This window comes from Atrimonas thermophila (assembly GCF_045864955.1).
In the GTDB taxonomy this organism is placed as follows: Bacteria; Atribacterota; Atribacteria; order Atribacterales; family Thermatribacteraceae; genus Thermatribacter; species Thermatribacter velox.
The window spans coordinates 2,181,912-2,208,292 of the sequence record NZ_AP028803.1; the positions used below are offsets into that span (position 1 = coordinate 2,181,912).

The following is a 26,381-nucleotide window of genomic DNA, read 5'->3' on the forward strand; positions in this document are numbered from 1 at the left end:
AGTTCGCTCCTGCTTAGAACTCAAAGAAAGGAGGATCAAAATGCGTAAATCGCTGATTTTGGTTATGGTTTTAATGTGTGTTGTGTTGATACCGATGGCCCTGACGGCTAAAGAAAGTATTACTTTCTGGCTCATGCCTAATGCACCAGATGAAACCCATATTCCCTGGCTCGAAGAAAAAGCAAAGGAGTTTGAAGCTCAAACCGGTTACAAAGTAAACTTTGAGATCATCGGGTGGGGGGAAGCATGGCAAAAAATTTCCGTTGCCCTTGCTTCCCAGAGTGGCCCAGATGTGTTCCAGGTTGGCACAACCTGGAACCCCCAATTTGCTGCTACAGGAGGACTCGAGAAAATCGACATTGCTGAGTTCGGCGGTAAAGAAGCATTTATGGAAGCAAATTATATTTCCACAACCTACAAAGGTGAGAGCTACGGTGTACCCTGGTTTGCAGAAACTCGCTGTCTTTTCTACAACAAAGAAATGTTTTCCGAAGCAGGTGTGCAACCACCAAACACATATGAAGAACTCAAAGCGGTTGGCAAAAAAATAGTGGAAAAATTTGGCGAAGGTTCCGCCATAGCAATCGCTGGAACCAATGCCTGGGACCTTTTGCATAATTGGGCAATTGTTCTCTGGGCCTATGGCGGAAACTTGCTTACCCCCGACAATAAAAAAGCTGCTTTCAATGACGAAGCAGGGATTGAAGCCATGAAATGGTACGCAAGCCTCATAGTTGAAGGTCTCGCTGCCAAGGCCTGTGCAGAATACAACCAGCCCCAGGCTGACGCAGCCTTTATCAATGGAAACGTAGCAATGTGCTTCATGGGACCCTGGAACATTGCTGGCATTGAGCAAGAAAATCCGGATCTGCCTTACGACGTAGTAGAGCCCCCTGCTGGTCCGGTGAAAAGAGCCTCCTTCTCTGGAGGAAGCAACTTGGTAATCCTGAAGGGAAGTCCCAACAAGGATGCTGCTAAAGAGTGGATCAAATTTTTACTCAGCAAAGAAAATCTCGTGGACTACACCAAAAATCTCTCCCACATGCTTCCTGCCAAAATCGAAGCTTTTGAAGACCCCTATTACGACACCGGTGTATGGAAAGTTTTTAAGAAAACTTTAGGGTACGCCACAGCATATCCACCCCTCGCTGTTTGGGGAGATATTGAAAACGCAGTCGTCCAGGAATTTCGAAATATTCTCACCGCAGTTGCAAGTGGTGAATATTCTGAAGAAACCGTGAAAATGTATCTCGACAAGGCAGCCGAAAGGGTTAACCAAGCTCTGGCCAAAGAGCGGTAACTTCGACTCCAAAAGTGGGGAGGTGTAGCACAACACCTCCCCACTTAGTCATTCACTAACCAGACCATAATCAATACAACTCCATCTCCTTAGCTCCCTTTCATGGAAAACCTTAATAACATATGAGCCCACTATCTCTTCAGATTCAAACCTGGTACTCGGCGGCTTAAGTACGACGAAAACAGTTTTTTTAAAAACCATAATCTGGCCAATTCGAAAAGGTTAGAGGCTCTTTGTTTCTTTACCACTCGACAAAAACTACATGGAGAATCAAACAGATGTAGGAACTTACAAGGTTTACCAAGCTTTGGGATAGTATCCTGCTCAATATGTCCGGTAATTATATAGCTTTCTTGGATAGACTCTGCAAAGCCCTAAAACCTGTAGGCCTCAAGGCAGTCGTTGAGATTTCGTAACTTCAAACACAGAAGTTTCTTCACAGCCATATAATGCTACCACCACTAGTTTTGGTCAAAAGAGTAAAAACAATATGCCGAATATAGTTCCTAAATCTTTTCGACCCAGCACTCATTCCTACACCGGGACCGGGATGAATATCTCCAATAGCCGGAGGTCTGAGAAAAAACAGAGCTCCAAAAGCTGGCACTCGCTCTTTTAAAAACTTTTTGAAAATTAATTTTTTAAAGAAAAAATAATTTGATAAATTTTTTCCTTAAAAAACATATTGACAATGCACTACATAAATGGCATCATTAAAAGGGTGAAGCCGAAAATGAGCGCAAAAAGTTGTATCCTAAGAATTCGATCCACGTTTGATTCTCTGTGCCACGCTCAACAAAAAGTTGCACAATTCGTCTTAGAAAATCCTCAGGAGGTTCTTTCCTCTTCCATCTCTGAACTTGCTAAAAAGGCCCGCGTTAGTGAAGCCACGGTACTCCGATTCACTCGTGCTATAGGATACGAAGGGTATAGTCACTTCCGAATTGCCCTGGCCGAGGATACCGCCACTCAATCTCTTCGACAAGGCCTGGAAAAAATTCACGAAGACGTAAATGTAGGCGATAGCTTTGAAGCAATTTTCAGAAAAGTGCTTTACTCAAGCGTGGACTCTTTATCCACCACTATGAATCAGGTAGATGGAAAATCCATAGAGAAAGCAGCTAACTTGATCTACCACGCTTCGACTCTGTTTTTAGTAGCAGTAGGCAATTCTCAGCCAATTGCCATGGACGCAGTACACCGTTTTTTGAAACTGGGCAAAAAAACGGTTTTCTTCACTGATCCAGTAGCTGCAGCCATGTTTGCTCGTTTACTGGGACCGAACGATACTGTAGTCGCCATCTCTTTCTCAGGTCTCTCAGTAGACGTAATTGAAATTGTCAAGATTGCTAAAGAAAATTCGGCCAAGATTGTTGCCATTACGAGTCAGGATAACACTCCACTCACCGATCTATCCGATGTAAAGATCTTCTCCTACTCTAAAGAAACCCGTTTTCGGACAGAGGCCATGGAATCACGAATCGTACAACTAAGCATCATCGATGCACTTTTTGTATCAGTGGCTATGATCAACCCCCAGAAGGCCTTACGGGAAATCCAAAGTACCACCAACCCACTTCCCTACAAGGTCGTACCCAAAAGACAGAGAATGGGAGGTGATGTACAAAAACAGCACTTAGTTCCTCCATCAACTCCTTAGGGGTGCGGTTTATGCGTTGTTTTAGGCCAGGTGTAATTCGTAACTTGTAACTCTAAAGAGCAATATCAGAAAGGAGGTATGTAAAGGTGAAGTTTCTTAAAGTGTTTTTGGTAGGAGCGATTTTACTTGCTCTGAGTTTGCCCGCTCTGGGGCAGGAAACTGTGGAAATCGAGTTCATGCAGTGGTGGCAGCCAGAAATGAAGGGTGATTCTTTCGATCAGATGATCAAAGATTTTGAACTTCAAAATCCAAACATCAAAGTAAAGCCGGTAACCTTACCCTATGCCGAGGTTAGAGACCAACTTCTGATCCAGGCGGCCGGAAAAACACTACCTGATGTGGTAGGAGTAGATCCTCAGTGGATGCACACCCTTATCAAATACAACGTGATTGAAAATCTTGATGCTTACATCGAAAGAGATGGAATAGATGTTTCCAGTCTGGCTCTAAAAAAGATTAAAGGCTCAGCCTGGATATTCCCGGTTACTTCCTACATTTACCCGCTGTTCTACAACATTGATCTTTTAAAAGAAGCTGGCTTCGAAGGTCCTCCTAAAACAAGGGAAGAGTTCCTTAAATATGCTGAAGCTTTAACCAAACCTGAAAAAGGACAGTATGCTTGGGTTTTGCCGCTCTCTTTGAGCCTCCCAAATGGAATCAGCAATGATATTTGCCCCTGGCTATGGGCCGCGGGCTTTGACATCATGAAAGATGGAAAGCCCTATCTAAACCACCAAGGAATGATAGATGTACTTAAGTTTATAAACGAACTATACCAGAAAGGCTTTATCAGTCCTGGCACGATGGGTAAACGCGAACCAGAAAAAGTAGAAGAATTTGCCAACGCTCGAGTAGCCATGATGATCAGCTCTGTAGCTCACATAAACATTCTACGGGAAAGGAACCCTAACCTGAATTTTTCGATTGCAGCTATTCCTGCACCAGCAGGATATGAAGGTCCTCCAGCCTTGCGAGTTGCTTCCTGGGATATCGGGATTTCTGCAGCTTCTAGCACGGCCGAAAAAGAAGCGGCCTGGAAGCTAATTAAGTACATCACTAGTCCTGAAGTAAACAGTTTCGTATGTAGTAACGCTAATGCTTTCCCCGGAAATTTACTTGCCAAACCGGACTACGTTGGTGGTGACCCAGTATACGAGCTAGCTTACGATCTTTTCACTAAAGCAGATCTGAAGTACCCCCTGGTGGGTGCACCCGAGGCTTTTGAGCTTGAACGTAGTTTTGCTGAGCTCATCCACGCAATGTTCCAGGGCGAAATGACTCCAGAAGAAGTAGCTGTTGAAGCGCAAAAAGTTTGGGAACAGATCTTTGCCGAAAACGAGTAGTTACTACTGTGCCCGGTATGGAGTGCTCCATACCGGGCATTCTGTGTTTATAAAAAATCCGTGACACAAAACAGCAGAGGTCAAAGCAGTTACAAATTCATTCCATTCAGGCAGGTGATCGTCCAATGGTCTTCAAAAAGTTTTTAAGAAAACATTTAGTAGCTTATGCTTTTCTGGGGCCTGCCACCATTTTGCTCATAGTGCTTTTATTCTACCCCATAGTCCTTGTAGTATGGAACAGTTTTCTCGATAACTCCATAATAAATCCTTCCCCTAAATGGGTGGGATTGCGACATTATCGGTGGGCCCTGGCCGACAGAGTGTTCAGTAAAGCCTTAAAAAATACCCTGGTTTTCACTATCTCAAGCGTAGCTCTGCACTTGATAATTGGTCTTGGTTTTGCGCTCTTGCTGAATGCTTCCATTAACCGGCGGATTCAAACTTTTTTCCGAGTACTTTTGATTCTCCCCTGGACTTTTACAGTAGCCATCGTGGCTATAATCTGGAGGCTCCTTCTTGATCCTTTAGGAGTGGTAAACTATCTTCTTTCTTTAATTGGTCTGATCAAGCCCGGTCTGGTATGGTTTGGGGATCCCCAGCGAGCCATGCAAGCGTTGATTCTTGCCAACACCTGGGGTGGATACCCTTTTATCATGGTAAGCCTTTTGGCTGGTTTACAGGGTATACCCGTAAGCCTTTACGAAGCAGGTACCGTAGATGGAGCAAATTCTTTTCAGAAGTTTCTATACATCACTTTACCTCAACTCAAACCAGTTATTCTAAGCATTGGCCTTTTGGATTTCATTTGGACCTACAGGCTCTTTGAACTCATCTGGCTCACCACGGGTGGAGGTCCAGGACGGGCAACAGAAACTCTGGGCACTTACATTTACAAGCTTGCTTTCACGCAGTATCAGTTTTCCAGAGCTTCTGCAGTAGCTGTAATTCTCGCTTTGACAACACTTGTTCTGGCCATCTTCTATCTCCGAGCCCAGAAAGCTAGTGAATAAAATCAAAGCCGATGAGAAAAAGAGGGGTTGAATGATGCGTTCTGTAAAGAAGTACACTCTTAGATCAAGAATTATAATATACACTCTGCTTGTGATCGCCGGAATTTTTGCAGTTTTCCCGGTTTCTTGGGCATTCTTGATGTCCACAAGACCTAATGTGGAAATTTTCAAGTGGCCACCAACCTTTCTTCCAGAAAAGTTTACTTTAGAACCGTACCGACAGGTATTCGAAAATCCTATCTACCTGCGTTTCTTTCTCAATAGTTACGTAGTAGCCATGGTAGTAACTCTGTCCACAGTAATAGTAGCCATACTCGCTGGCTACAGTTTTTCCAGATTCAATTTTCCTGGAAAAAGGCTACTCAATCTTTTCGTGGTAGGCACTCAAATGGTACCACCAATCACGCTTTTGATTCCTTACTTTTCAATGATCGTAGCTCTCAAACTCTTCGACACTTACAAAGCACTTTTCCTAACCTACATCGTGCTTACACTACCTTATGCTATCCTAATGATGACTGGGTACTTTAATACCATAAGCAAGGAGCTTGATGAAGCAGTTATGATCGACGGTGGCAGTAGATTTTATGCCCTGTGGCGTGTACTAGTACCACTTGCCCTCCCGGGCATTATTGCTACTACAGTCTTCAGCTTTCTCCTCTCGTGGAACGAATTCGCCTTTGCATTAACACTCACCAAAAGTAACAGCATGAGAACGATTCCCGTAGGTATTTCTTTACTTATGGGACAACATGCTTATGAATGGAACGTAATGATGGCCGTTTCCATTCTGGGAAGTGCTCCCGCCCTGGTTCTTTATCTTGTTGCCCAGCGGTATTTCCTGGCCGGCATGACCGTTGGTGCTATAAAAGAATGAAAAAGAACTGCAGGCGCTTTGCGAAATCAGTCCACATGCGAAACAAAACAATGGAAGGTAGGGTTTTGTCTTCATGAATCTTTATCAATTTCTAAAAAAATCACTCCAGGAAATAAGATGGGAACGTAGCATCTTTTGTGGTTATAGCGGCAACCTGGATTGGGTAGTAAGCTTGCAAAATGACCAATTCCTTCGCTTTGAGGAAAAAATGGGTTTTTGGCCTGATTCATTTTCCAAAAACCTTTGTATCCCAGAAATCTACACCATACCGGAGCTTATCAATTATGTGACTTATTTCATGCATACTGCCTCAGGCGGTGAGGGAGACCTCAAAAAAATGGATCTGGTTGAAGTAGTCATGCAGTCTACGTCGGGATACTTCTCCATTGGTGGAACGGGTGCTCAAGCCGCTAATTTTTTAGCTCACCTTGGCCTTTCACATGTACACCTTCACCTTCCCATTTACAACGCCTATTTTGCACAAGTGCTACATCCCAACCTACATGTTTATCACAACACCTCCTTTTATGCAAAAGAGATGGGGAAGGAGATAGTTTCTTCCTTATCAGAAGTACACTGCATCTTCGATTACGCAATGGGTACACTTTACCGCATTGGCAACAAGGTATTCAAAACCAGAAGATCTGACCGCATTATTCTAAGCTACGACCGTTGTAATTCTAACCTTCACATCAGTGAAGCGTTTAAAAAGGAACTCCTAAAGCCCAAAAAGGAAATTTCCTTTCTGGTATCTGGCTTTAATTCCCTTCGTAAAACGGAAGATTTATCTCGCTTCGTTAAAGAGAACCAGCTAATCATCGAGCAATTTCGAAAGACCCATCCTAAGGCTTCAATCTGTGTAGAGGAAGCACATTACTGGGACAAAGAAAAAGAGCGAATAGAAACAGTCGCAAAAAACATATATCCTATGGTGGACAGTGTGAGTATGAATGTCAGGGAATTTCAAACCATACGGCGGTGCTTAGGTTTTCAGAACCGGGATCCTGTCGAAGCACTGTACGCTATAGCAAGCAAATACGGTATCAGACGGGTGGGAGTTCACTCGGGAGAAAATTGTCTAGTAGTGAGCGCTTACCCCCTCGAACAAGAAATACTTGCCGATAGTCTCGGAATACTCCTTTCTGGAGCCAAGGCTTATTATGGACGTTTTGTAGGAAGAGAAGAGTTAGAAAAATTTCTTGTAACTTTTTGTGATTTTGCTTGCTCAAAAGAAATTCCTGTACCCAAACCTCTGGGAAGGGGGTACCAGGCCTTCACCATACCAACCTTAAAAGGCATACCAATCGTTTCTACCCTAGGTCTGGGAGATGCTTTCGCCGCTGGGCTCTTGGTATATCTTTGAAATTCTTTGAAATAGAGAGGAGATGACAGAAATGCTTTTGGTCTCTACACGTGAGCTCCTTGAGGAAGCTGAAAAACATAACATTGCTATTCCAGCTTTTAATTTTTGCAACCTGGAAACTCTCTATCCAGTTTTAGAGGTGGCCAAAGAGTTGCGCTCTCCAGTTATCCTTCAAGCAGCTTTCTCGGAAGTAGAATACTTTGGAGGAGAGTGCATTGGGGGATTTGTAAGAAAAACATTGAATCTTCTGGGAGTGCGAGCCGCTCTGCACCTTGATCACGGCAAAAGCTTCCAGGAAGCAGTAAGATGCATTCGATGGGGATTTACCTCGGTTATGTTTGATGGTTCACTCCTACCCCTACATGAAAATATGCGTATCACCAGACAAATTGTTGATGTTGCCCACGCAGTAGGAGTCTCAGTAGAGGGCGAATTAGGAAAAATCGGAGGTGCTGAAGAAAGCTTTGTCTCCGAAGAGGAAAATTTAACCGATCCTAATGTGGCAGCTCAATTCGTACAGGAAACGGGAGTTGATGCCATAGCTATCGCTATTGGTAACGCTCATGGTTTTTACAAAAAAGATCCTCACATTGACTTTGAGCGTTTACGAAAGGTTAGGGAACTTCTTGGCCCATTTCCTATTGTACTCCACGGGGGAACTGGAATTCCCGAGGAACAGATCAAGAAAGGTATCTCTCTGGGCATAAGAAAAGTTAACTTCAGTACTATCATTCGAGCCCAGTTCATTAAAACTTTTCGGTCTTATTCTCTCGAAAATCCCGAAAATTTTTTCCTCATGGAAATCACCCGGAAGGCCATGCAAAGCGTTAAAGATACTGTTGCCAATCTCATTGAACTTATGGGTTGCGCAAGGCTGTATTAACTCCAGATCCGAATCTTGTGTAGATTGTTCTGAAAAACAAATCGAAGAGGAAAAGTCTCGACGCTTCATCAAAACGAAACCAAAAGAAGAATAACAAACAAAAACCAGGAAAGAAACTTAGAGTGTAAGGGTTTCTCTCCTGGTTTTTGTTTCTAAGGTCTTTTTCCCAAGAAAGATAAGTCTTAAAAACCAGAAACTCGGCAAATAGAAACTGGCAAAACTGCCAAAATCAGTCCTGTGGTTCACTCACAAACGAAAGAACAAAAGCATCGCGATGAAACTCAGGCTATATTACGACTTGCTCAATAAATCCTCCATTCACCTTCGTATTTCCGCAAAAGTAGGGTTTCTGAATCGATTAAAAATTCATTTTCAAAACAAACCCATTGATTAAAAGGAGAAACCTGGGGTGCCGATGGTGGTTCAGGATATACATATTCTTCTTCGGCAGGAAGAGGATAGGATATTATCCAGCTGTTTTCGCAAAAACCACAAACTTGCCGACTTTCCAGGGTTACTTCTGCCCATTCGCCTTCGACCAGAAGACGTGCAACTTTCACTCCAAAAAGGGGCAAACTGCATACGCCTCCTGAGTATTCAGGTTGAGCCTGCAAAATACCCTGAATGCGGGAAAAATTGATTTCAAAATTCTGATCGTGTGGCCCTCCCGGGAAAAGACAATTCCTCGCTTCCTCGTAATCACCATCGAGCAAAGCATTGCCATAACGGTCGAGAAGCGCCTTAACTTCCACTTCTTCCGGTGTAAGTGAAAAACCACTACACCCAGCGAGAAAAACCAGACTAAGCATTACTAATACCAATACGCTCTTCACAATCACACCTCCTCTTTATAGTTACGCAGAAAAAAGAAAGAAAGTTTTAAAGCAACGAAAAAGTATTTGCAAATTAAAAACCTTGTAGCTTGTTTTACTATATGCTAATATGGTAATATAGTTCAAAAGTCGACTATCAGGAGGAACAAAAATGGCTGCGGATGTCTATGAAATGTATGCCAACATCTTTCGGGCTCTGGCCCACCCCAAAAGAATCAAAATAATCGAACTCCTTGAGGAACATGGAAAAATGTGTGTATGCGAAATAGCTGCCCAAACTCAAATCGACCAGCCCTCCGTCTCCAAACATTTGAGCATCCTTAAAAACGCTGGAATTATAGAAAGCGAAAAACAGGGACTAAGGGTGGAGTGTTGGTTGAAAACTCCTACAGTTTCTGAATTACTTAAAGGAGCCCAGGAAATCCTGAAAAAAGATATGGAAAGTCGCTATATTGCTTCTTTAAAGAGGTGATAACAGTATGCTGCAACATAACTGGCAAAAACTCAGCGCTATGGTTGTTGTCTTTCTGGTAGCATATTTCATGCCCCTCAACAGTTCCCGTTTCACGGGAGCCGTTCTTGAGGCCCTTTACATGTTGCAAGAATACGCACGCTTGCACGTTTTAACCTGTCTTATCCCTGCTCTTTTCATCGCTGGCGCCATAGCTTACTTCATATCCCGTGAAGCAGTGATGAAATACTTTGGGAGCCAGGCCAAGAAATGGGTGGCTTACAGTGTGGCTTCCGTATCAGGGGCCATCCTGGCAGTTTGCTCTTGCACCGTATTGCCCCTCTTTGCAGGCATTTACAAAAGAGGTGCAGGGCTGGGTCCTGCTGTAGCCTTTCTGTATTCTGGTCCTGCCATCAACATACTGGCTATTTCCATGACAGCAAGAATCTTGGGAGCAAGACTGGGCCTGGCCCGTGCCATAGGAGCTGTGGTGCTCTCTGTGGTCATCGGCCTGCTTATGGCTGCTATTTTTCACAAGGAAGACTCAGAAAGGCTTCAAGGCTTCGTAGTCCAGGGAAAACCAGAAACCGAAAAAAGATCACTTGTTCAAACCCTTTTTTACTTTATCAACCTCATCGCCATACTGGTTTTTGCTACCTGGGGTAGATCAACACAACCAGGGAGTGTTTTAAATGCAATTTACAGCATCAAGTGGTACTTGGTTATTCTCTTGCTTGGGCTTTTAGCAATTATGCTTATCCGCTGGTTTGAACGACGTGAAATTTCTATGTGGATAGAATCCACCTGGAGCTTTGCGCAACAAATTCTTCCTTTACTTTTCGTAGGCGTCCTCTTAGCCGGTTTCCTTACCGGAAGGCCAGGAACCGATGCTGGTATCATTCCAGCAAAATACGTGCAATTGGTGGTCGGCGGAAATTCCATCAGGGCCAATTTCCTTGCTTCTATCATCGGTGCATTTATGTATTTTGCCACGCTTACCGAGGTGCCCATTCTGCAGAGCCTGCTTGGTTCTGGCATGGGGCAAGGCCCAGCCCTGGCGCTTCTTCTTTCCGGACCAGCACTGAGCCTGCCCAGCATGCTGGTCATAAATAGTATACTGGGGCCTAAAAAAACATTTACCTACGTGACCCTGGTGGTACTCATGTCTACCATAGCAGGCTATATCTTTGGAGCAATATCTTAAAATTCGAGGGAGGTAGATATAAATGGAAATCAAAATTCTCGGCATGGGCTGTCCAAAATGTAAAATGCTGGAGGAAACCACCCGCAAGGCTCTCCAAGAACTGGGTATTAACGCAGAGATTGAAAAAGTTCAGGATATCGAAAAAATAATGGAGTACAACGTCATGTTTACACCAGGGCTGGTCGTGAATGGAGAAGTCAAAGTAGCCGGTAAAGTGCCCTCCAAAGAAGAAATAAAAAAAATTATCCAGGAATGCAAAGAACAAGCTGGATGATTGAGGAGTAAAACAGGGGAGCAGAAGGAAAATTTTCTGCTCCCCCAAGCAAAAAAGAACTCCATAAACACAATTTGAGTGCAGGAATAAAATCGGGATAGGTAAAGACAATGAAACGTGCTACATATCCTGCCTCGCAAAAGAAAAGCGCGGAAGAAGCTTTAAAATTTTACATTCTCAAACTAACTAAAAGGGAGAACAGCATATGAGTCTACCCGAAAAATTTACCTACTGGAAAGGGATACCCCGGCAGGAAATAAACTGGCATCCTACCATTGATGAAAGCAAATGTGTCGGATGTGGCATGTGCGTGACCACCTGTGGGAGAAACGTTTTCGACTATGACCGAGAAAAGAGAAAAGCAGTCGTTGCCAGACCACTCCAATGCATGGTAGGGTGTACTTCTTGCCAAGTATGGTGTGTGTACAATGCCATATCCTTCCCCGATCCTCAGTACGTAAAGGACTTGATCAAAAAGAGAAACGTGCTGGCAACCGCAAAAAAAGAGCTTCAGGCAAGAGACTAAAGCAAGAAGAAATTTGATGCGTAAAAAAATTTAGCCATTATAACCATTCATTCAAAATGTGTTTACAATCAATTCATGGTTTCTTCATACTTTCGCCACTTTGGAAAGCTACAATAGGAACAGAATAGAAATTAAAAGAGGTGATTGAAATGAGAAAAAACTTTTTCGGAATAGCGCTTGCAATGATCTCGGTACTGACCCTAACCAGCATTGCTTTTGCCCAGGGCAACGCCCAAAGCGCAAACTGGGGCCAGAACCTCAACGGTGAAATAGTGGAAATCTCGGGAACCATCCAGAGTCTGGATTTAGAAGCTCCGCAAACTGAAATCACAATTGTAACCAGCGACGGAAACACAGTAGAAGTAGAATTGGGACCAGTATGGTTTCTTGAAGGGTTAAATGCCAAACCAGGTGACCCAATTACCATATCTGGTGAGTGGGTCGATGAAGACACCGTAGTGGCTTACGAATTGCAAATGGACGATATAACCCTTACCTTGAGAAACGAAGATGGAACACCTCTCTGGAGCGGAAATGCTGAGGAAAGTCAACCCGAAGAGAGAAATACCTACCGTCACCAGAGTGGACCTCAGGATGGAAGTGGTAACCAGTGGAGAAACACCTGGCAGGAAAGCAACCAGAACACAAACCACAATCAACAAAACAATCGTCAAAGAGGACAAAACCGAGGAAGATAAAAGCGCAAAGCTAAACTCCCTGGAAAAATGCAGAGAGTATCTCTCTGCATTTTTCCACCCCAAAATCACGACCTCAAAAAATCTGCCTTGATGGCTACAAGTAAAAGGACTGAGCTGCTTACACCCGACTTAAGGTGTGAAAAAGGAGAAAATCTCTTCGCTCTAAGAACATTTTCTCAGACCACCCATTGACACCCTAAATGAGGTAAGGTATAAACAAACTTAGTAGTACCAATAATGAGGGGGGGTAGTTATGCGTTTTAAGTCTTTGCTGGTTTTTCTGCTAATTGCTACAGTTTTGTTTGCTTTTTCCGGCTTAGCTCAGTCCAAATACAAAATAGCCTTTGTGCCCAAGTTGATTGGTATTCCTTACTTCAACGCCATGGAAGAAGGCGGCAAGAAAGCAGCTCAGGATTTAGATGTTGAATTTATCTATACTGGACCGGTAACTGCCGACGTTGCCAAACAAATAGAAGTGGTTGACAACCTGATTACCCAAGGAGTCGACGCTATTGCAGTAGCCCCTAATGACCCAGCAGCTATAACCCCGGTTCTCAAAAAAGCCAAAGAAAGAGGTATCTTGGTCCTAACCAGCGATACTGATGGAGCACAGGAAGTGCGTGACCTCTTTGTGAATCAGGCACTTCAGGATCAAATCGGCTATACCATAATGGATGAGTTAGCAAAAGCTATGAACTACGAAGGAGAATTTGCCATTGTCTCCTGCGGGCCAACCGCCTGGAATTTAAACACCTGGATTCTTTACGAATTGCAGCGGCTGGCTGAATATCCTAAAATGAAATTAGTCACTATTCGTTATGCCGAAGAAGACGTGCAACTGGCCATCAACGTAACTCTTGACCTTATCAATGCTTTCCCCAATCTAAAAGGCATCATTGGTCAGTGCAGCACCTCCGCACCAGGAGCTGCAGAAGCGGTAACTCAGGCTGGCAAAATTGGTGAAATCGTCGTCACTGGCCTATCAGTTCCATCGATGATGCGTCCCTACGTCAAAAACGGAGCGGTAAAAAGCTTTGTTCTCTGGGATCCTGTGGATTTGGGATACCTTACCGTGTGGGCTGCTAAATATCTCCTCGATGGGAACACCTTCGAAGAAGGTGTAGAATACGAAATACCGGGCATTTCTACCAAGCCCTGGTACATTGCCAAAGACAAAATGTTAGTTCTTGGACCACCAAAGGTCTTCGATGCAAGCAACGTAGACGACTACGATTTCTAAGCACAAGGGGGGTTACCCCCCTTGTCTTTTAAACGTAAATGAGCAACCAGCTTCTGAGCTGTCAGAAAATTGAAAAAACATTTGGTGGTGTTCGGGCTTTAAAGGGCGTTAATTTTTCTCTCCATGCTGGAGAAGTTCACGCTCTGGTTGGGGAGAATGGAGCTGGAAAATCCACTTTGATAAAAATAATCTCTGGAGCTTTGTTACCCGACGCTGGTGACATCTTTGTTAGGGGACAAAAAGTAAATATTTCATCTCCCCGCATGGCTCAGGAAATGGGTATTTCCACTGTTTACCAAGATCCCCTCATTTATCCGGCCCTGAGCGTTGTAGAAAACATCTTCTTGGGAAGAGAAATACGCACCCCTCGGGGCAATATTGATTGGAAAGCCCAAGAAAAAAGGGCTCAAGAACTTTTCCAATCTCTGGGTATTTCAGCCACCTTCCTACGCAAGCCTATAGGAGAGCTAAGCGTAGGACTGCAGCAACTGGTTCTGATTGCCAAAGCCCTGGCTTATGAATCCAAAATCATTATTTTCGATGAGCCAACTGCCATCCTCACTGAACACGAGGCAGAGAGATTGTTTGACATTATAAAACAGCTTAAAGAACAAGGAGTAGGTATAATTTACATAAGCCACCGCCTTGAAGAAATTTTCCAGATTGCCGATCGAGTCACGGTGCTCAGAGATGGTACAGTAGTTGGATGTTTTCCTATTCAAGAAGTAAAACGCGAGAAAATAATAGAACTTATGGCTGGGAAACTACTGGTTGAAGAAATTGAACGCGCCGGGCGTAAGAGCGATCAACCTCTCCTCGTGGTAAATTCTCTAACTAAGGCAGGTATTTATCGAAATATTTCTTTCGAAGTCTTTCCTGGTGAAGTGCTGGGCTTTTTTGGTCTGGTAGGGTCGGGAAGAACCGAGGTTGCACAAACTATTTTCGGTATCATCCAACCTGATCAGGGAGAAATTCTCTATCAGGGAAAACCCTTCCGGCCTTCTTCACCCCTGGAAGCCATGAAGCGAGGAATTGCCTATCTGCCCGAAGACCGAAAAGAACAAGGTCTATTCCTCATCCTTGATGTGGGTTATAACCTCACCATAAGCATACTGCCCATGATTTCAGGACCCTTGGGCACCGTAGATTTTCGCAAAGAAAGAGAGCAGGCCCAACGCTATATAAAGGAGCTTAACATAAAAACTCCCAGCATTAGAACCAAAGTTTTTTCTCTTTCCGGAGGTAATCAACAGAAAGTAGTACTTGGAAAGTGGCTGGGGGTTGAACCTCAAGTACTGATTCTCGACGAACCCACGCGGGGCATAGATGTTGCAGCCAAATCTGAAGTTCACCACATAATAGCCCAATTGAGCAAGCAAGGTATGGGGATAATGGTTATATCTTCCGAGCTACCGGAAATATTAAAACTTTCCGATCGAATAATCGTAATGCACGAAGGAGTTATTACCGGGGCTTTCTCCCGCGAAGAAGCCTCTTCAGAAAAAATACTCCGAGCGGCAACTGGAGAAAGAATGCTCCAAAGATAAGGGAGAAAGATGATTCACTGGGAAACCATTGTTAAAAGAAGAGAGTTCAGCGTATTGATACTTATCGGTGCTTTGGTCGTAGTTTTTTCCATTTTTACGGAACGTTTTTTAAGTATTAACAACATTTCTAACCTGCTTTTGCAAACAGCGGGGATTGTTACTGCCTCCATAGGCATGACTATGGTAATTATAACTGCAGGAATCGATGTTTCGGTAGGCTCTACCATGGGTATGGCCTGTGCAGTATCAGGCCTTGCTTTGACTGCAGGTTTACCTGCTTTACTGGTTTTTATTGTTGCCATCGCAGTAGGTTTAATTATCGGTCTTTTCAACGGAGCCTTAATAGCGTACGGCGAGATCCCGCCCATCATAGTTACTCTGGGCACTATGAATCTGGTAAGAGCATTAATGTATCAGGTTCTTGGTGGAAGATGGATTTCCGGAATTCCTCCCACCATACGTTTTATAGGTCTTGGTAAAATGCTGGGAATACCCATTTCAACCTGGATTGCTGGCTTCCTAATAATAGCCTTCACTTATTTTTTAAACATGCGACCCCTAGGTCGCTATATCTATGCAGTGGGCAATAATCAGGAAGCAGCTCGTATTAGCGGCATCAACTTAAAAACGACGCTGGTTTTTGTATATGCACTTACTGGTGCCCTGGTGGGATTTGCAGGACTTATTTACGTCGCACGTACTGGAATAGTACAAACCAATACCGGCATGGGCTTTGAGCTGGATGTCATTGCAGCAGTGGTGCTTGGAGGAACCAGCATCCTTGGTGGCCGAGGTACTGTAGTAGGAAGTCTACTGGGAGCACTTCTTGTGGGAATCATTAAAAACGGCATGATTCTCCTCAATGTACCTGCTTTAAGTGAAGGACTGGTCATTGGTGTCTTGATTATTGTTTCAGTGTTGCTCGACCTTTTGAGGAGCAAAAGATGAAAAAGTTTTGGGATTTTGTGATCGAAAACCGGAGTTTGTTTTTGGCTTTCGTTTTTCTTGGCGTTTTCTTGGTACTTTCGGTTCTGGTGCCTGGTTTCTTTACCCTTTATAACCTTACTAACATGACTCAATACGGCGTAGAGCTTGGCCTGCTTGCCTTTGCCGAAACTATGGTCATCATATCTGGAGGAGGAGGAATAGATCTTTCGGTGGGCTCAATGATGAGCCTGGTCGCCATAGTCATAGGAGTGCTTATTGGAAGAGTGGGAATTCCGCCCCTTCTGGCCATACCAGTGGGTCTTATGTGTGGAGCAAGCATGGGTCTTGTAAACGGAATGCTGGTAAGCCGAATAAAAATACTTCCTCTGATCGTTACCCTGGCTGGTCTTTACGTATACCGCTCGCTGGCGCTCATTGTGGCAGTGGATCCTCAGTTCGGTCCTAATCCCATGCCGGTCTCCAACTTTCCAGAATCTTTCTACTTTGTCGGACAATATCGTATAGGCGGCATACCTTTTCAAGTGCTTTGTATATATCTTCCAGTACTCATTCTGCTTCACTTTATACTTACCCGAACAGGTTATGGAAGAAAACTTTACGGAGTTGGAAGCAACGAGAAAGCTGCATTATTTTCGGGTATCAACGTAAAAAATATTCGTCTGTCAGTGTACATCATGTCTGGTATACTGAGTGGATTGGCTTCCTGGATTATTACTTCTCGTATCGCCAGTGCTCGTCCAGATATAGGAACCGGTTTTGAATTACAAGCCATAACCATCGCTGTTTTAGGTGGGGTAAGCATACAGGGAGGAGAAGGAACTGTTTTGGGAGTAGTTCTGGCTACTTTTATCATCACCATGCTCAACAATGGATTGCAATTGGCTGGTATCCACCAAATATGGCAACTCGGAGCACTGGGCGTGGTGTTGATCGGCAGTACTCTACTTAACCAATTTCTAATCAAGAGAAGAAAACTCTAAAGCAGGCAGTGAGCTTTACAAAAGGGTCTAACCGGTTTTCGCTTGCCCTCTGGTTTTTGGTTTTGTTTCTTTTGGTTCTGCTTTTCATAAACGATCCAGGAAAAGCAGTTCCAAAAACACCCATTTTTACAGCTTTTCCCGACCAAAAAAGTTACTTCTACGTTTTTTTGAAGACTTTCTTAGAAAGAGCCTCTTTTCGGATAGACGAATTGTCTTTGCCCTTACATCCTCCGCCCGAAGAACAATATTTCCTCCTGATTGGAGAATTTCCGGAGGAAGAGGTAGAAAACCTACTAACTAAGCTAAACAGTCCGCCTGCCCTGACCTTTTATCTCAACTGCAAACCACCAGATTTCCCCCACCGAAGAGTTATCCTAAAAACTGACTGGTCAAAAGCAAGTCAAGAAATTGGCAACTTCTTCAAAAAATACAATGTAGAACGCATTTTCCTGATAGGCAAAGAAACATCCTCTCATTATAATTTGCACGCAAACATCCAAAAAGAACTTAAAAAACCGATAATATTCATGGAAAGCAGCGTTAAAAGGAGCTCACAATATGCTTATTTCAAAAAGAGAAGTGCTTTCGTGTTTACCTCGCTTCTTGCCTTTAAAGATTTTTCAGCGTTAAGCAATTTTTCCCCCGAATTGGTAGTGCTCCTGGAAAGTCCTCCCGAAGCTCTGTATCTCCTCTGGGAAGGCAAAGTGCAGGCCGCACTTGAACTTTCACCCTCGCTTTTTGCACAAAAAATCCAGGAAATAATTCGAAGTTTTGAAAGTAACGGTTATCTCCCAAAAGAACCCATTCTAATTCCACCCCTTCTTATCACCAGGTCAAATCTCAAAGAAGCTGATGCAAAAGAAGTGTTTTATCGTTGTCCTCTCTGTCACTAAGCCTTCACGACTCTCAAACCACGAAAAAGCAAGTAAACCCAACGTTTCCGTTTCCCCGTCACTTTTAAATCATGATAATTTTCTCCAATCCCACTTGCTTTATCTCAGCAATCAAATATAATGTAGACAGGTTGCGTGAAAAATTAAATGAACAATTTCTCACAATAGGAGGAAAACCAAGGTGCTGGACCTTCAGCAAAAACTCAAGCTTTATTACCAAATGTTGCTCATCCGTGATTTTGAAGAAACTGCTGAGGAGCTATATATGGCTGGTAAGGTCTGGGGAACCTTTCACCTTTACGTGGGAGAAGAAGCCGTGGCAGTGGGAGCCTGCGCTGCGCTACAGCCCGAGGATTATATCACCTCAACCCACAGAGGACACGGACACTGCATCGCCAAAGGAGCAGATGTCAAAAAAATGATGGCCGAGTTGATGGGTAAAAAAACCGGCTATTGTCTGGGTCTTGGAGGTTCCATGCACATTGCAGACCTTGAAAAGGGTAACCTGGGAGCTACGGGCATAGTAGGTTCAGCTATCCCCATTGCAGTTGGAGCAGCGTTAGGCTGCAAGCTCCAGAAAAACGGAAGAGTAGTGCTTTGCTTTTTTGGAGATGGAGCTGCTAACACTGGAGCTTTTCATGAAGCAGTAAACATGGCAGCGATATTTAAGTTGCCGGTGGTTTTTATGTGTGAAAACAACATGTATGCCATGTCTTTCTCGGTCAAAAAAGCTTTTGCCATTGCTGATATTGCCGAGCGTGCCCAGGGATATGGCATCCCGGGAGTGGTAGCCAATGGTAACGATGTACTCGAAGTATATGAGATAACCAGAGAAGCAGTAGAAAGAGCCCGAAAAGGCGAAGGACCTACTCTTGTAGAAGCCAAAACCTACCGTTTCAAGGGACATTCCAAAAGTGACAAAAACGTATATCGTTCGAAAGAAGAAATCAGAGAGTGGATGCGTAGAGATCCTATTTTGCTCTTTGAAAAACATCTCCTCGAAGAAGAAAAAGTCGACCCCCAAAAACTTCAAGAAATAAAACAAAAAGTCGAAAAAGAAATTGAAGAAGCTGTCGCGTTTGCCGAAGCAAGCGAAGAGCTGAGCATAGAGGAAGCGAGGCGACTGGTTTATGCCGAATAGAATAATCACCTATGCAGAAGCGCTCCGTGAGGCCATGCGTGAGGAAATGCGAAACGACGCTTCAGTATTTCTCATTGGAGAAGACATCGGCATTTACGGAGGAGCTTTCGGTGTGACCCAGGGGCTGATTGAGGAATTCGGCCCAGAAAGGGTCATTGATACTCCCATCTCTGAAGTGGCCATTGTTGGCGCTGCAGTGGGAGCCTCCCTCATTGGGATGCGACCAGTAGCAGAAATAATGTTTTTCGATTTTATGACCATTTGCTCTGACCAGTTGGTTAATCAGGCAGCAAAAATACGTTTTATGTTTGGAGGCAAGGCACGAGTGCCTATCGTGGTGCGTTCACCAGCTGGTTCTGGAACTGGTGCAGCAGGGCATCATTCGGGAAGCCTTGAGTCCTGGTTTGCCCATGTCCCCGGTCTAAAAGTGGTCACCCCAGCTACTCCCTACGATGCCAAGGGATTACTCAAGTCGGCCATTCGCGACGATAACCCGGTAGTTTTCGTAGAACACAAATTGCTTTATCGCACCAAAGGGCCAGTACCAGAAGAAGAGTACCTGGTGCCCATTGGGAAAGCAGAAGTAAAAAAAGAGGGTAAAGACGTTTCTCTTATCGCCTACTCCATCATGACCATGCGTAGCCTGGAAGCTGCAGAAATACTTGCCAAAGAAGGAATTGAGGTTGAGGTAGTCGACATTCGAAGCTTGCGACCACTTGATGAGGAAACAATTCTTCAATCGGTGAAAAAGACCAATCGAGCAATGGTTATCTATGAACCACCTCGCTTCGGTGGCTTTGGGGCTGAAGTGGCTTCCCTGATAACCGAAAAAGCTTTCGATTATCTGGACGCACCGGTAGAGCGCCTGGGTGGAGAAGAAATGCCTCCTCCTTATAACCCCCACTTGGAAAGGGAATTGGTCCCCCAGGTAGAGGACATTGTGGAAGCAGTAAAAAGAATGCTTGAATAAATGAAACGAATTGAGAGATTGTGCGGGCAGCACCTTGCACAATCTCTCAATTCGTGGTAAAAAGCAGGGAGGGGGCGAGATACATTGAGAAGAGGACCAGAACCAGAACTCATAGCCGAAATAGCGAAGCTCTATTACTATAACCAACTTACTCAAGAGAGAATTGCAGACCTCCTGGGCATTTCCCGCCAGAAAGTTTGCCGACTTTTAAAAAAGGCCCTTGAGGACGGCATCGTTCAGATAAAAATCATCGAACCAGAACAATCGGATAAAAAAATTGAAGAAGAACTTATAAAAAAGTTCGACCTTGAAGAAGCAAGGGTAGTAAAAATTTTCCAGGACCGAAAAGACCTGGTTCTCAAAAGGATTGGGCAGGGTGCTGCTGCATATTTAACAAGCCGGGTGGAACCCTACCTCTCCATAGGTATCGCCTACGGGAAAACACTGTACGAGATGACCAATTTTCTCACTCCTCGCAAAGTACCTGGCCTAAGAGTAATCCAGATCATGGGAGGCTATGGAAAACTCAGTGGTGAAATTCTTTCCATCGAGCTTGCTCAAAAAGTTGCCGAAGCTTTTGAGGGTGATGTTATTCCTCTTTTTGCTCCAGCTTTTGCCAAAGACGCAAGAACCAAAAGGGCTATTGAAAGTGAAGACCGTATCAAAAGAGTGCTGGAACTGGGCAGAAAAGCAGATATGGCGCTGGTAGGCATTGGTGGTATCGGCCTTACTGCAACCCTGATTGACACAGGAGAAATTAGCAAAGAAGAGAGAGAAGAGCTCATTCAAAAAGGTGCAGTAGGTAACATCTGCGGGAACTTCTTCGATAGAGAAGGAAATCCCGTTTTTTCCAGGGTTGACACCCGACGCATCGCACTTACGCTTTCCGACCTGAAAAACATTCCCCGAGTAGTGGGCGTTGCTGGAGGAGAGGAAAAAATCGAAGCCATTTATGGAGCATTACATGGCAAACTGGTCAACGTCTTGATAACCGATGAACTCACCGCAAAAGCACTCCTGGAATGGAAAACATAAAAGAGAGAATCGAGCCCTCGAGTCGCAAGGCTGGGTTATATAAAAGGTCGCTGCTGCTTCTTCTGGGTGAACTTGCAGTAGATAACGACCAGAGCATCCACTTCGAAGCACACTTAGTTTCTGCACAGGATTTTTCCAGAGAGTAAATGCACAAATCCTAAGGGGAGGATTCCCAATGCAAGCAAAACCCCGGGTATTTATTACCAGAAGGATTCCTGAAGAAGGCATAAAGATGATAATGGAACACTGTGAAACAGAAGTAAGCGATTTTGATGGTGTTTTACCACGAGAAATGCTACTTGAAAAAGTTAAAAACAAAGAGGGCATTCTCTGCTTGCTCACCGACACTATTGACAAAGAAGTAATGGATGCCGCTGGCCCAAAGCTCAAAGTAATTTCCAACTACGCTGTGGGCTTTAACAACATAGACGTGGAAGAAGCGACCAGACGGGGCATCATGGTCACCAACACTCCCGGTGTCCTCACCGAGACCACTGCCGACCTTGCCTGGGCCCTTATAATGAGCATTGCCCGACGCATCGTTGAGGCAGACAAATTTGTGAGAGCTGGAAAATTCAGAGGCTGGGAACCTCTACTGCTTCTTGGTACCGATGTATACGGAGCTACCCTCGGTATCATCGGCTTTGGGAGAATAGGGCAGGCCATGGCCCGGAGGGCTTCAGGATTCAACATGAAGGTGATATACTATGACCTGCAAAGAGCACCCTTACAGGTAGAAAAAGAGCTTGGAGCTTCTTACCGAACTCTCCCGGAGCTGCTTAGTGAAGCTGATTTTGTAACCATCCACGTGCCGCTAACTCCTCAAACCCACCATCTCATTGGAGAAAAAGAGCTAAAAATGATGAAAAAGGGAGCGTATCTCATCAACACTGCACGAGGACCAATTGTGGATGAGAAAGCTCTGGTTCGTGCCCTTCAGGAAAAATGGATTAGAGGAGCAGCGCTGGATGTTTTTGAAAACGAACCAGAGGTGGAACCAGAACTGCTTAAACTTGACAACGTAGTTCTGGCCCCCCACATTGGTTCAGCCACTTACGCCACCCGCACCAAAATGGCAACCATGGCCGCCGAAAACCTTATTAAGGCACTCCAGGGGGAAATACCTCCCAATTTGGTTAACCCAGAAGTGCTTGAAAAAAACAAAAATTTACAAAAACAGGGGTGATAAAATGTTAAATCGCAAAAACCAGGAAATATGGATACTTTTTCTTTATCTCAACGTACTTCCTTTTCTGGCGCTGCACGAAGAAAGCCCACCCAAGTTGCTGGTGGGTTTTCTTCGCATACTCGCCCACCCGGGCATCCTGGTCAGTGATTACTTTGGAATCGGAGGTACAGGAGCAGCATTACTAAATGCATACCTTGTGGGCGCAATAGGGTGGGTGCTTCTCTGGAAATTCGTGCCCCGGCTGCGGGGAGAGCACATTGCTGCCTGGTGCACCATGATTGGCTTCGCCTTTTTTGGCAAAAACCCGCTTAACACGCTTCCCATTTTGCTTGGTTGTTACCTTTTTTCTCTTCTCTCCAAAAGGCATTTTTCAGAATCGGTTGCTGTGTCCATGTTCACCACCGCACTTTCTCCGGTGGTCAGCTTGCTCATTTTCGACTGGCATGTGAGGTTTGAGGTAGCCATTCTGGTAGGTGTTATGGTAGGCCTCGTAGTTCCGGCTTTAGCCAGACATCTTCACTTTTTGCACCTTGGATATAACCTTTACAGCACTGGTTTCGCTGCAGGAATCGCCGGAGCAGTGGTTGCCTCCGTAATCCAGGGAATGGGTCGGCCAATAGACCTGCTCACCGTCTGGACTGAAAACAAAAGCGTTAACCCGAGTATAATCTTGCTTCTTTTCCTTGTCTCGCTCATTCTGATTGGCACTCTTAGTGAGCGTAAAGCCTGGCGAAGGTGGAAAGAAATCTTGCTTTCCACCGGTAAAGCACCTTCCGACTATTTTTCGTTTTCAAGAGGCGGTACACTCATCAACATGGGCTGGAGCGGTTTAATGGCTCTTGCCTACCTTGCGCTCCTTAAGGCGCCAATAAATGGACCCACGCTGGGGGGCATACTAACCATAGTGGGATTTGCGGCTTACGGCAAGCACCCTCGTAACGCTCTGCCCATAATACTTGGGGTTTTTCTGGGAACACTGATAACCCACTGGCAAGCCGACCAGCCAGGGCCACTGCTGGCAGCACTCTTTGGTTCAGCCTTGGCGCCCATTGCAGGAGAGTTCGGAATGCTGGTAGGCATGGTTTGTGGCTTTCTGCACCTATGTGTAGTGATGAACATTGGATGGCTACACGGGGGAATAAACCTTTACAACAATGGCTTTGCTGCAGGTTTTGTGGCCATTATAATTGCCGGCATAGCTCAGGAAGTGAAGAGAATCAAAAAAGTTTCTTTCTCTGTCCCCTTTTCTGACGACCACGTCCTGTAAAACAAAAATTGGGGCCGGCTATCCACCGGCCCCAAATCGCTAATTCGCGGTTACCTCTTTAGAACTCTGCCACAAACCATGAATGTTGCAGTAGGAACTTGCAAAAAGCGTACCAGACTGGTTCAGTTTTAAGGAAAAGCTTACCCTTGGCTCCGTATATGCCGCACCCTTGTTAGGCCCTTCTGTGGACTCCCCATGGGCTTCAAAGTCAAATCTGGCTACCGCAAAGGGAAACTTTGCTCCCTGGGGCAAAAAGAAGACCTCAATCCAGCGAATGTGATGCTCGGTGGTGTTGGGATGAGGAATTTCTTTTCCCACTGTTACTTCAAACTGAGCAACTTCTCCCGCTTTAACTTCCTGAGGACCATCAATAACCGGGACATGCTTTTCTGCTTTCCAATCTGCACTCTGAAACAATTCGCCAATAGTGCTCATTGCCATTCCCCCTTAAAAAGCTTTAAACTGGCTTTTGGGCGCCCCACACACTGGGCAGTGGTCAGGAGCGCTACCCTCCACAGTGTAACCGCAAACTGGGCAAATATAAACGGTGCCAATTTCCAGGTCTTTGCCCTGTAACGCTGCTTCTTTCGCCTGCGTATACATTTTGGCATGAATCTTTTCAGCCTCCAGAGCGTAATGTGTGCTTCTTTCTGCCTCCTTCTCACCCTGGAAACTTGCCGCGTTGTTATAAACGGGATACATCTCCTCCACTTCAAAGGTTTCGCCAGCAATGGCCATATCCAAATTGTCGGTAGTGGAACCTATTTTACCCAGCACACGATAATGATTGGTAGCATGCACTTGTTCTGCAAAGGCAATAGCCCGGAAGAGACGGGCAATGTTGGGTTTCCCTTCTTTTTCAGCTACCTCTGCAAAAATTAGATAGCGCATATGAGCCTGCGATTCTCCGGAATAAGCATCCTCGAGGTTTCTACGAGTCATGGCATGTTTTGCTTCGGCCAACTCAACCACCTCCACAAGTAGCTTTTGTGTAAGTAAAACCCACTGCAAAATCCCTTATTCCCAAAAAGAACACTTCTGCGCATTCTAAAGCTGGCTTTCTACACTGAAGCAGCGTAAAATGGTACAGGGGTGCCTGCTGTGAACGATGTGTTTAAAAAGATAAGAGAATACCTGGTGTTTCTGTTACAAAAAGAAAGCATGATCATTGTTTCCTCAATTCTCAGTGTGGTTTTATATGACCTCTCCTTGCAAAACCGCTGGTTTTATATTTTTAAAGGAGAAGAAGCCACCCTAAATGTGTTTCTTTCCGGAGCATTATGGTTTTTTGCAGTGCCTTTTTCCATCAACTTCTTTTACCTGCACCTTCCAACTTCTGAGCTGGGCTTCAAACCTAAAAGGGAGACAGGTTGGGTTAAGTGGTTTTTGCTCTTTTTGACAATTGGCATTCTGTGGGCACTCTGGGTATCCAGAAACCCAGTGTACCGCAATTACTATCCCGCCCTGCGCGCTGCCAGGACTGACGCCCTGGCACTTCTCAAATACGAAACATTGGTGGCACTCAACATGTTTAGCTGGGAATTCTTGTGCCGGGGGTACCTACTTTTTGGCTTGCAGAAAAAGTTTGGGAAGTACGCCTTGCTCATTCAGCTTGTCATTTTTACCCTCCTTCACCGGGGCAAACCCGAATACTTGCTTTCCATCCTGGGAGGATTAGGTATGGGAATACTGGCCCTGGAAGCAGGGAGTTTTATTCCAGTCTTTTTGCTTCACTTTGGTACTGCAGTGCTTCTCGACTTTTTCTGTCTGGCCTTTTAAAAGGGAAAACCGGGCAGAGAGAGACAAAAACCTTTTCCCCTCTACAAGTGGTCATCACGACCAAGGTCTCCTTGCCCGGTTTATTTTTATTTTAGAACTAACGCTTTCAAAAAACAATACCTTTGCCTTCCAAAAACTTACACTGGAAAAAAGATGCAAGAACCAGATTTGCAAGTAACTTTGCACGTCGCAACTCTGAATTCATCCACCATTCTATCCCAAAAGACAGGCTCCCAAAGCAGCTGTTATCTGAGGGTAAGGGGGCACCAGCAAAGAAGTCTTTAACTTTTTCTCCAGAGCTTGCAGTACGCCCCGATTTTTAGCTACTCCTCCAGTAAAAACGAAAGGAGGCTGGCCCCCTACACGTTCTATCAGCGAAACAGTCCGTTCTGCTACCGAAAAACAAACTGCCCGGGCTAAGCTTTCGCGCCTCTTCCCACCAGCCATCAGACTAATCAATTCCGATTCAGCAAACACCGCACAAGTGGAAGAAAGGCTGACTTCTTCAGTAGCGAGATTGAAAAGCGCGCCGTAGTCCTCGAGCGCTATCTCCAGTACCCCGGCCATCATTTCCAAAAACCTACCCGTCCCTGCCGCACACTTATCATTCATGATAAAGTCAAGCACTTTGCCTTCTGGACCAAGTAAGATGACTTTACTGTCCTGACCTCCTATGTCAATAACCGTCCTTACCTTGGGAAACAAAAAATGGATGGCCTTTGCCTGACAGGAAATCTCACTCACCTTTTTTGCAGCATCAACCTGCTGTCTGCCATAACCGGTAGCCACCATCTTATCCACTTTACCAGAGCCCAAACCGCAGTCTTTTAAAATCGCCTCTATCATTCGAGAAGCTTTTTCTTTCATGTTGGCTCCGGTGGGCTCTATACGGAAGCCAAGAATGCTCTTACCATCCCAAAGCACCACCTTGGTAGTTCTTGAACCAACATCAATTCCCAGAACCATTGTG

At 44.8% G+C, this 26,381-nt stretch carries 28 protein-coding genes; 24 read left to right on the forward strand and 4 right to left on the reverse strand.

The window, feature by feature from the left end:
- Window positions 1-40 precede the first annotated feature (40 nt).
- The 7 genes from ACKTT1_RS11360 to ACKTT1_RS11390 all read left to right on the forward strand — a co-directional run bounded on the left by ACKTT1_RS11360 (window position 41) and on the right by ACKTT1_RS11390 (window position 8,436).
- A complete protein-coding gene (locus ACKTT1_RS11360; RefSeq protein ID WP_412709655.1) occupies window positions 41-1,300 on the forward strand; it encodes a sugar ABC transporter substrate-binding protein in 1,260 nt (419 codons plus the stop codon).
- 733 nt (window positions 1,301-2,033) lie between these two features.
- Entirely contained in the window at window positions 2,034-2,960 is a 927-nt protein-coding gene (locus ACKTT1_RS11365; RefSeq protein ID WP_412709656.1) for a MurR/RpiR family transcriptional regulator, read from the forward strand.
- 86 nt (window positions 2,961-3,046) lie between these two features.
- On the forward strand, window positions 3,047-4,303 hold the full coding sequence (locus tag ACKTT1_RS11370) for an ABC transporter substrate-binding protein (protein ID WP_412709657.1): 1,257 nt from the start codon (window positions 3,047-3,049) through the stop codon (window positions 4,301-4,303).
- Window positions 4,304-4,428: 125 nt separating this feature from the next.
- The gene (locus ACKTT1_RS11375; protein WP_412709658.1) at window positions 4,429-5,313 is read left to right on the forward strand and encodes a carbohydrate ABC transporter permease; all 885 of its coding nucleotides are present in this window, start codon (window positions 4,429-4,431) and stop codon (window positions 5,311-5,313) included.
- 31 nt (window positions 5,314-5,344) lie between these two features.
- On the forward strand, window positions 5,345-6,190 hold the full coding sequence (locus ACKTT1_RS11380) for a carbohydrate ABC transporter permease (RefSeq protein ID WP_412709659.1): 846 nt from the start codon (window positions 5,345-5,347) through the stop codon (window positions 6,188-6,190).
- A gap of 73 nt (window positions 6,191-6,263) precedes the next feature.
- Window positions 6,264-7,553 (forward strand): ADP-dependent glucokinase/phosphofructokinase, encoded by a 1,290-nt coding sequence (locus ACKTT1_RS11385; RefSeq protein WP_412709660.1) that lies wholly within the window; start codon window positions 6,264-6,266, stop codon window positions 7,551-7,553.
- 31 nt (window positions 7,554-7,584) lie between these two features.
- Window positions 7,585-8,436, forward strand: coding sequence for a ketose-bisphosphate aldolase (locus tag ACKTT1_RS11390; protein ID WP_412709661.1), 852 nt, complete (start codon window positions 7,585-7,587; stop codon window positions 8,434-8,436).
- Between the two features lie 302 nt (window positions 8,437-8,738).
- Here the strand turns inward: ACKTT1_RS11390 and ACKTT1_RS11395 are convergent, their stop codons facing one another.
- Window positions 8,739-9,269: a hypothetical protein gene (locus ACKTT1_RS11395; protein WP_412709662.1), complete on the reverse strand. Its 531-nt coding sequence runs from the start codon at window positions 9,267-9,269 to the stop codon at window positions 8,739-8,741.
- 151 nt (window positions 9,270-9,420) lie between these two features.
- Here ACKTT1_RS11395 and ACKTT1_RS11400 point away from each other — a divergent pair, with 151 nt between their 5' ends.
- The 16 genes from ACKTT1_RS11400 (at window position 9,421) to ACKTT1_RS11475 (ending at window position 23,632) form a co-directional block, all read left to right on the forward strand.
- Window positions 9,421-9,741, forward strand: a complete 321-nt coding sequence (locus ACKTT1_RS11400) for an ArsR/SmtB family transcription factor (protein ID WP_412709663.1) — start codon at window positions 9,421-9,423, stop codon at window positions 9,739-9,741.
- Window positions 9,742-9,748: 7 nt separating this feature from the next.
- Entirely contained in the window at window positions 9,749-10,924 is a 1,176-nt protein-coding gene (locus tag ACKTT1_RS11405) for a permease (protein WP_412709664.1), read from the forward strand.
- 22 nt (window positions 10,925-10,946) lie between these two features.
- Window positions 10,947-11,198 carry a thioredoxin family protein gene (locus ACKTT1_RS11410; protein ID WP_412709665.1) on the forward strand — a complete coding sequence of 84 codons (252 nt, stop codon included), beginning with the start codon at window positions 10,947-10,949 and terminating at the stop codon, window positions 11,196-11,198.
- A 205-nt stretch (window positions 11,199-11,403) separates the two neighbouring features.
- On the forward strand, window positions 11,404-11,724 hold the full coding sequence (locus tag ACKTT1_RS11415; RefSeq protein ID WP_412709666.1) for a ferredoxin family protein: 321 nt from the start codon (window positions 11,404-11,406) through the stop codon (window positions 11,722-11,724).
- A gap of 149 nt (window positions 11,725-11,873) precedes the next feature.
- On the forward strand, window positions 11,874-12,422 hold the full coding sequence (locus tag ACKTT1_RS11420; protein ID WP_412709667.1) for a hypothetical protein: 549 nt from the start codon (window positions 11,874-11,876) through the stop codon (window positions 12,420-12,422).
- Between the two features lie 253 nt (window positions 12,423-12,675).
- Entirely contained in the window at window positions 12,676-13,662 is a 987-nt protein-coding gene (locus ACKTT1_RS11425; protein ID WP_369018226.1) for an autoinducer 2 ABC transporter substrate-binding protein, read from the forward strand.
- 38 nt (window positions 13,663-13,700) lie between these two features.
- Window positions 13,701-15,209 (forward strand): sugar ABC transporter ATP-binding protein, encoded by a 1,509-nt coding sequence (locus tag ACKTT1_RS11430; protein ID WP_369018225.1) that lies wholly within the window; start codon window positions 13,701-13,703, stop codon window positions 15,207-15,209.
- Window positions 15,210-15,218: 9 nt separating this feature from the next.
- Window positions 15,219-16,157, forward strand: a complete 939-nt coding sequence (locus tag ACKTT1_RS11435; protein WP_369018224.1) for an ABC transporter permease — start codon at window positions 15,219-15,221, stop codon at window positions 16,155-16,157.
- Window positions 16,154-17,137: an ABC transporter permease gene (locus tag ACKTT1_RS11440; protein ID WP_369018223.1), complete on the forward strand. Its 984-nt coding sequence runs from the start codon at window positions 16,154-16,156 to the stop codon at window positions 17,135-17,137. The genes ACKTT1_RS11435 and ACKTT1_RS11440 overlap by 4 nt, the downstream gene beginning before the upstream one ends.
- An 8-nt stretch (window positions 17,138-17,145) precedes the next feature.
- The gene (locus ACKTT1_RS11445) at window positions 17,146-18,030 is read left to right on the forward strand and encodes a hypothetical protein (RefSeq protein ID WP_412709668.1); all 885 of its coding nucleotides are present in this window, start codon (window positions 17,146-17,148) and stop codon (window positions 18,028-18,030) included.
- Between the two features lie 220 nt (window positions 18,031-18,250).
- Window positions 18,251-19,171 (forward strand): thiamine pyrophosphate-dependent dehydrogenase E1 component subunit alpha, encoded by a 921-nt coding sequence (locus ACKTT1_RS11450; RefSeq protein ID WP_412710587.1) that lies wholly within the window; start codon window positions 18,251-18,253, stop codon window positions 19,169-19,171.
- Window positions 19,161-20,141 carry an alpha-ketoacid dehydrogenase subunit beta gene (locus ACKTT1_RS11455; RefSeq protein ID WP_412709669.1) on the forward strand — a complete coding sequence of 327 codons (981 nt, stop codon included), beginning with the start codon at window positions 19,161-19,163 and terminating at the stop codon, window positions 20,139-20,141. Before ACKTT1_RS11450 ends, ACKTT1_RS11455 begins: the two co-directional genes overlap by 11 nt.
- Window positions 20,142-20,225: 84 nt before the next feature.
- Complete coding sequence (locus ACKTT1_RS11460; protein ID WP_412709670.1) at window positions 20,226-21,176, forward strand: sugar-binding transcriptional regulator; 951 nt, start codon at window positions 20,226-20,228, stop codon at window positions 21,174-21,176.
- Window positions 21,164-21,322, forward strand: a complete 159-nt coding sequence (locus ACKTT1_RS11465; protein ID WP_412709671.1) for a hypothetical protein — start codon at window positions 21,164-21,166, stop codon at window positions 21,320-21,322. The genes ACKTT1_RS11460 and ACKTT1_RS11465 overlap by 13 nt, the downstream gene beginning before the upstream one ends.
- A 29-nt stretch (window positions 21,323-21,351) precedes the next feature.
- Window positions 21,352-22,362 carry a glyoxylate reductase gene (gene gyaR / locus ACKTT1_RS11470; protein ID WP_412709672.1) on the forward strand — a complete coding sequence of 337 codons (1,011 nt, stop codon included), beginning with the start codon at window positions 21,352-21,354 and terminating at the stop codon, window positions 22,360-22,362.
- Between the two features lie 4 nt (window positions 22,363-22,366).
- Window positions 22,367-23,632, forward strand: a complete 1,266-nt coding sequence (locus ACKTT1_RS11475) for a DUF1576 domain-containing protein (RefSeq protein ID WP_412709673.1) — start codon at window positions 22,367-22,369, stop codon at window positions 23,630-23,632.
- 39 nt (window positions 23,633-23,671) lie between these two features.
- Here ACKTT1_RS11475 and ACKTT1_RS11480 read toward each other — a convergent pair whose 3' ends face one another.
- Together ACKTT1_RS11480 and ACKTT1_RS11485 are read right to left on the reverse strand one after the other, a co-directional pair.
- Window positions 23,672-24,067, reverse strand: coding sequence for a class II SORL domain-containing protein (locus tag ACKTT1_RS11480; protein WP_412709674.1), 396 nt, complete (start codon window positions 24,065-24,067; stop codon window positions 23,672-23,674).
- A gap of 12 nt (window positions 24,068-24,079) precedes the next feature.
- The gene (locus ACKTT1_RS11485) at window positions 24,080-24,574 is read right to left on the reverse strand and encodes a rubrerythrin family protein (RefSeq protein WP_412710588.1); all 495 of its coding nucleotides are present in this window, start codon (window positions 24,572-24,574) and stop codon (window positions 24,080-24,082) included.
- Between the two features lie 159 nt (window positions 24,575-24,733).
- Between ACKTT1_RS11485 and ACKTT1_RS11490 the strand changes: the two genes are divergently transcribed.
- Window positions 24,734-25,411, forward strand: a complete 678-nt coding sequence (locus ACKTT1_RS11490) for a type II CAAX prenyl endopeptidase Rce1 family protein (RefSeq protein WP_412709675.1) — start codon at window positions 24,734-24,736, stop codon at window positions 25,409-25,411.
- Between the two features lie 213 nt (window positions 25,412-25,624).
- Here ACKTT1_RS11490 and ACKTT1_RS11495 read toward each other — a convergent pair whose 3' ends face one another.
- Window positions 25,625-26,377 carry an acyl-CoA dehydratase activase gene (locus ACKTT1_RS11495; protein ID WP_412709676.1) on the reverse strand — a complete coding sequence of 251 codons (753 nt, stop codon included), beginning with the start codon at window positions 26,375-26,377 and terminating at the stop codon, window positions 25,625-25,627.
- Window positions 26,378-26,381: the final 4 nt, after the last annotated feature.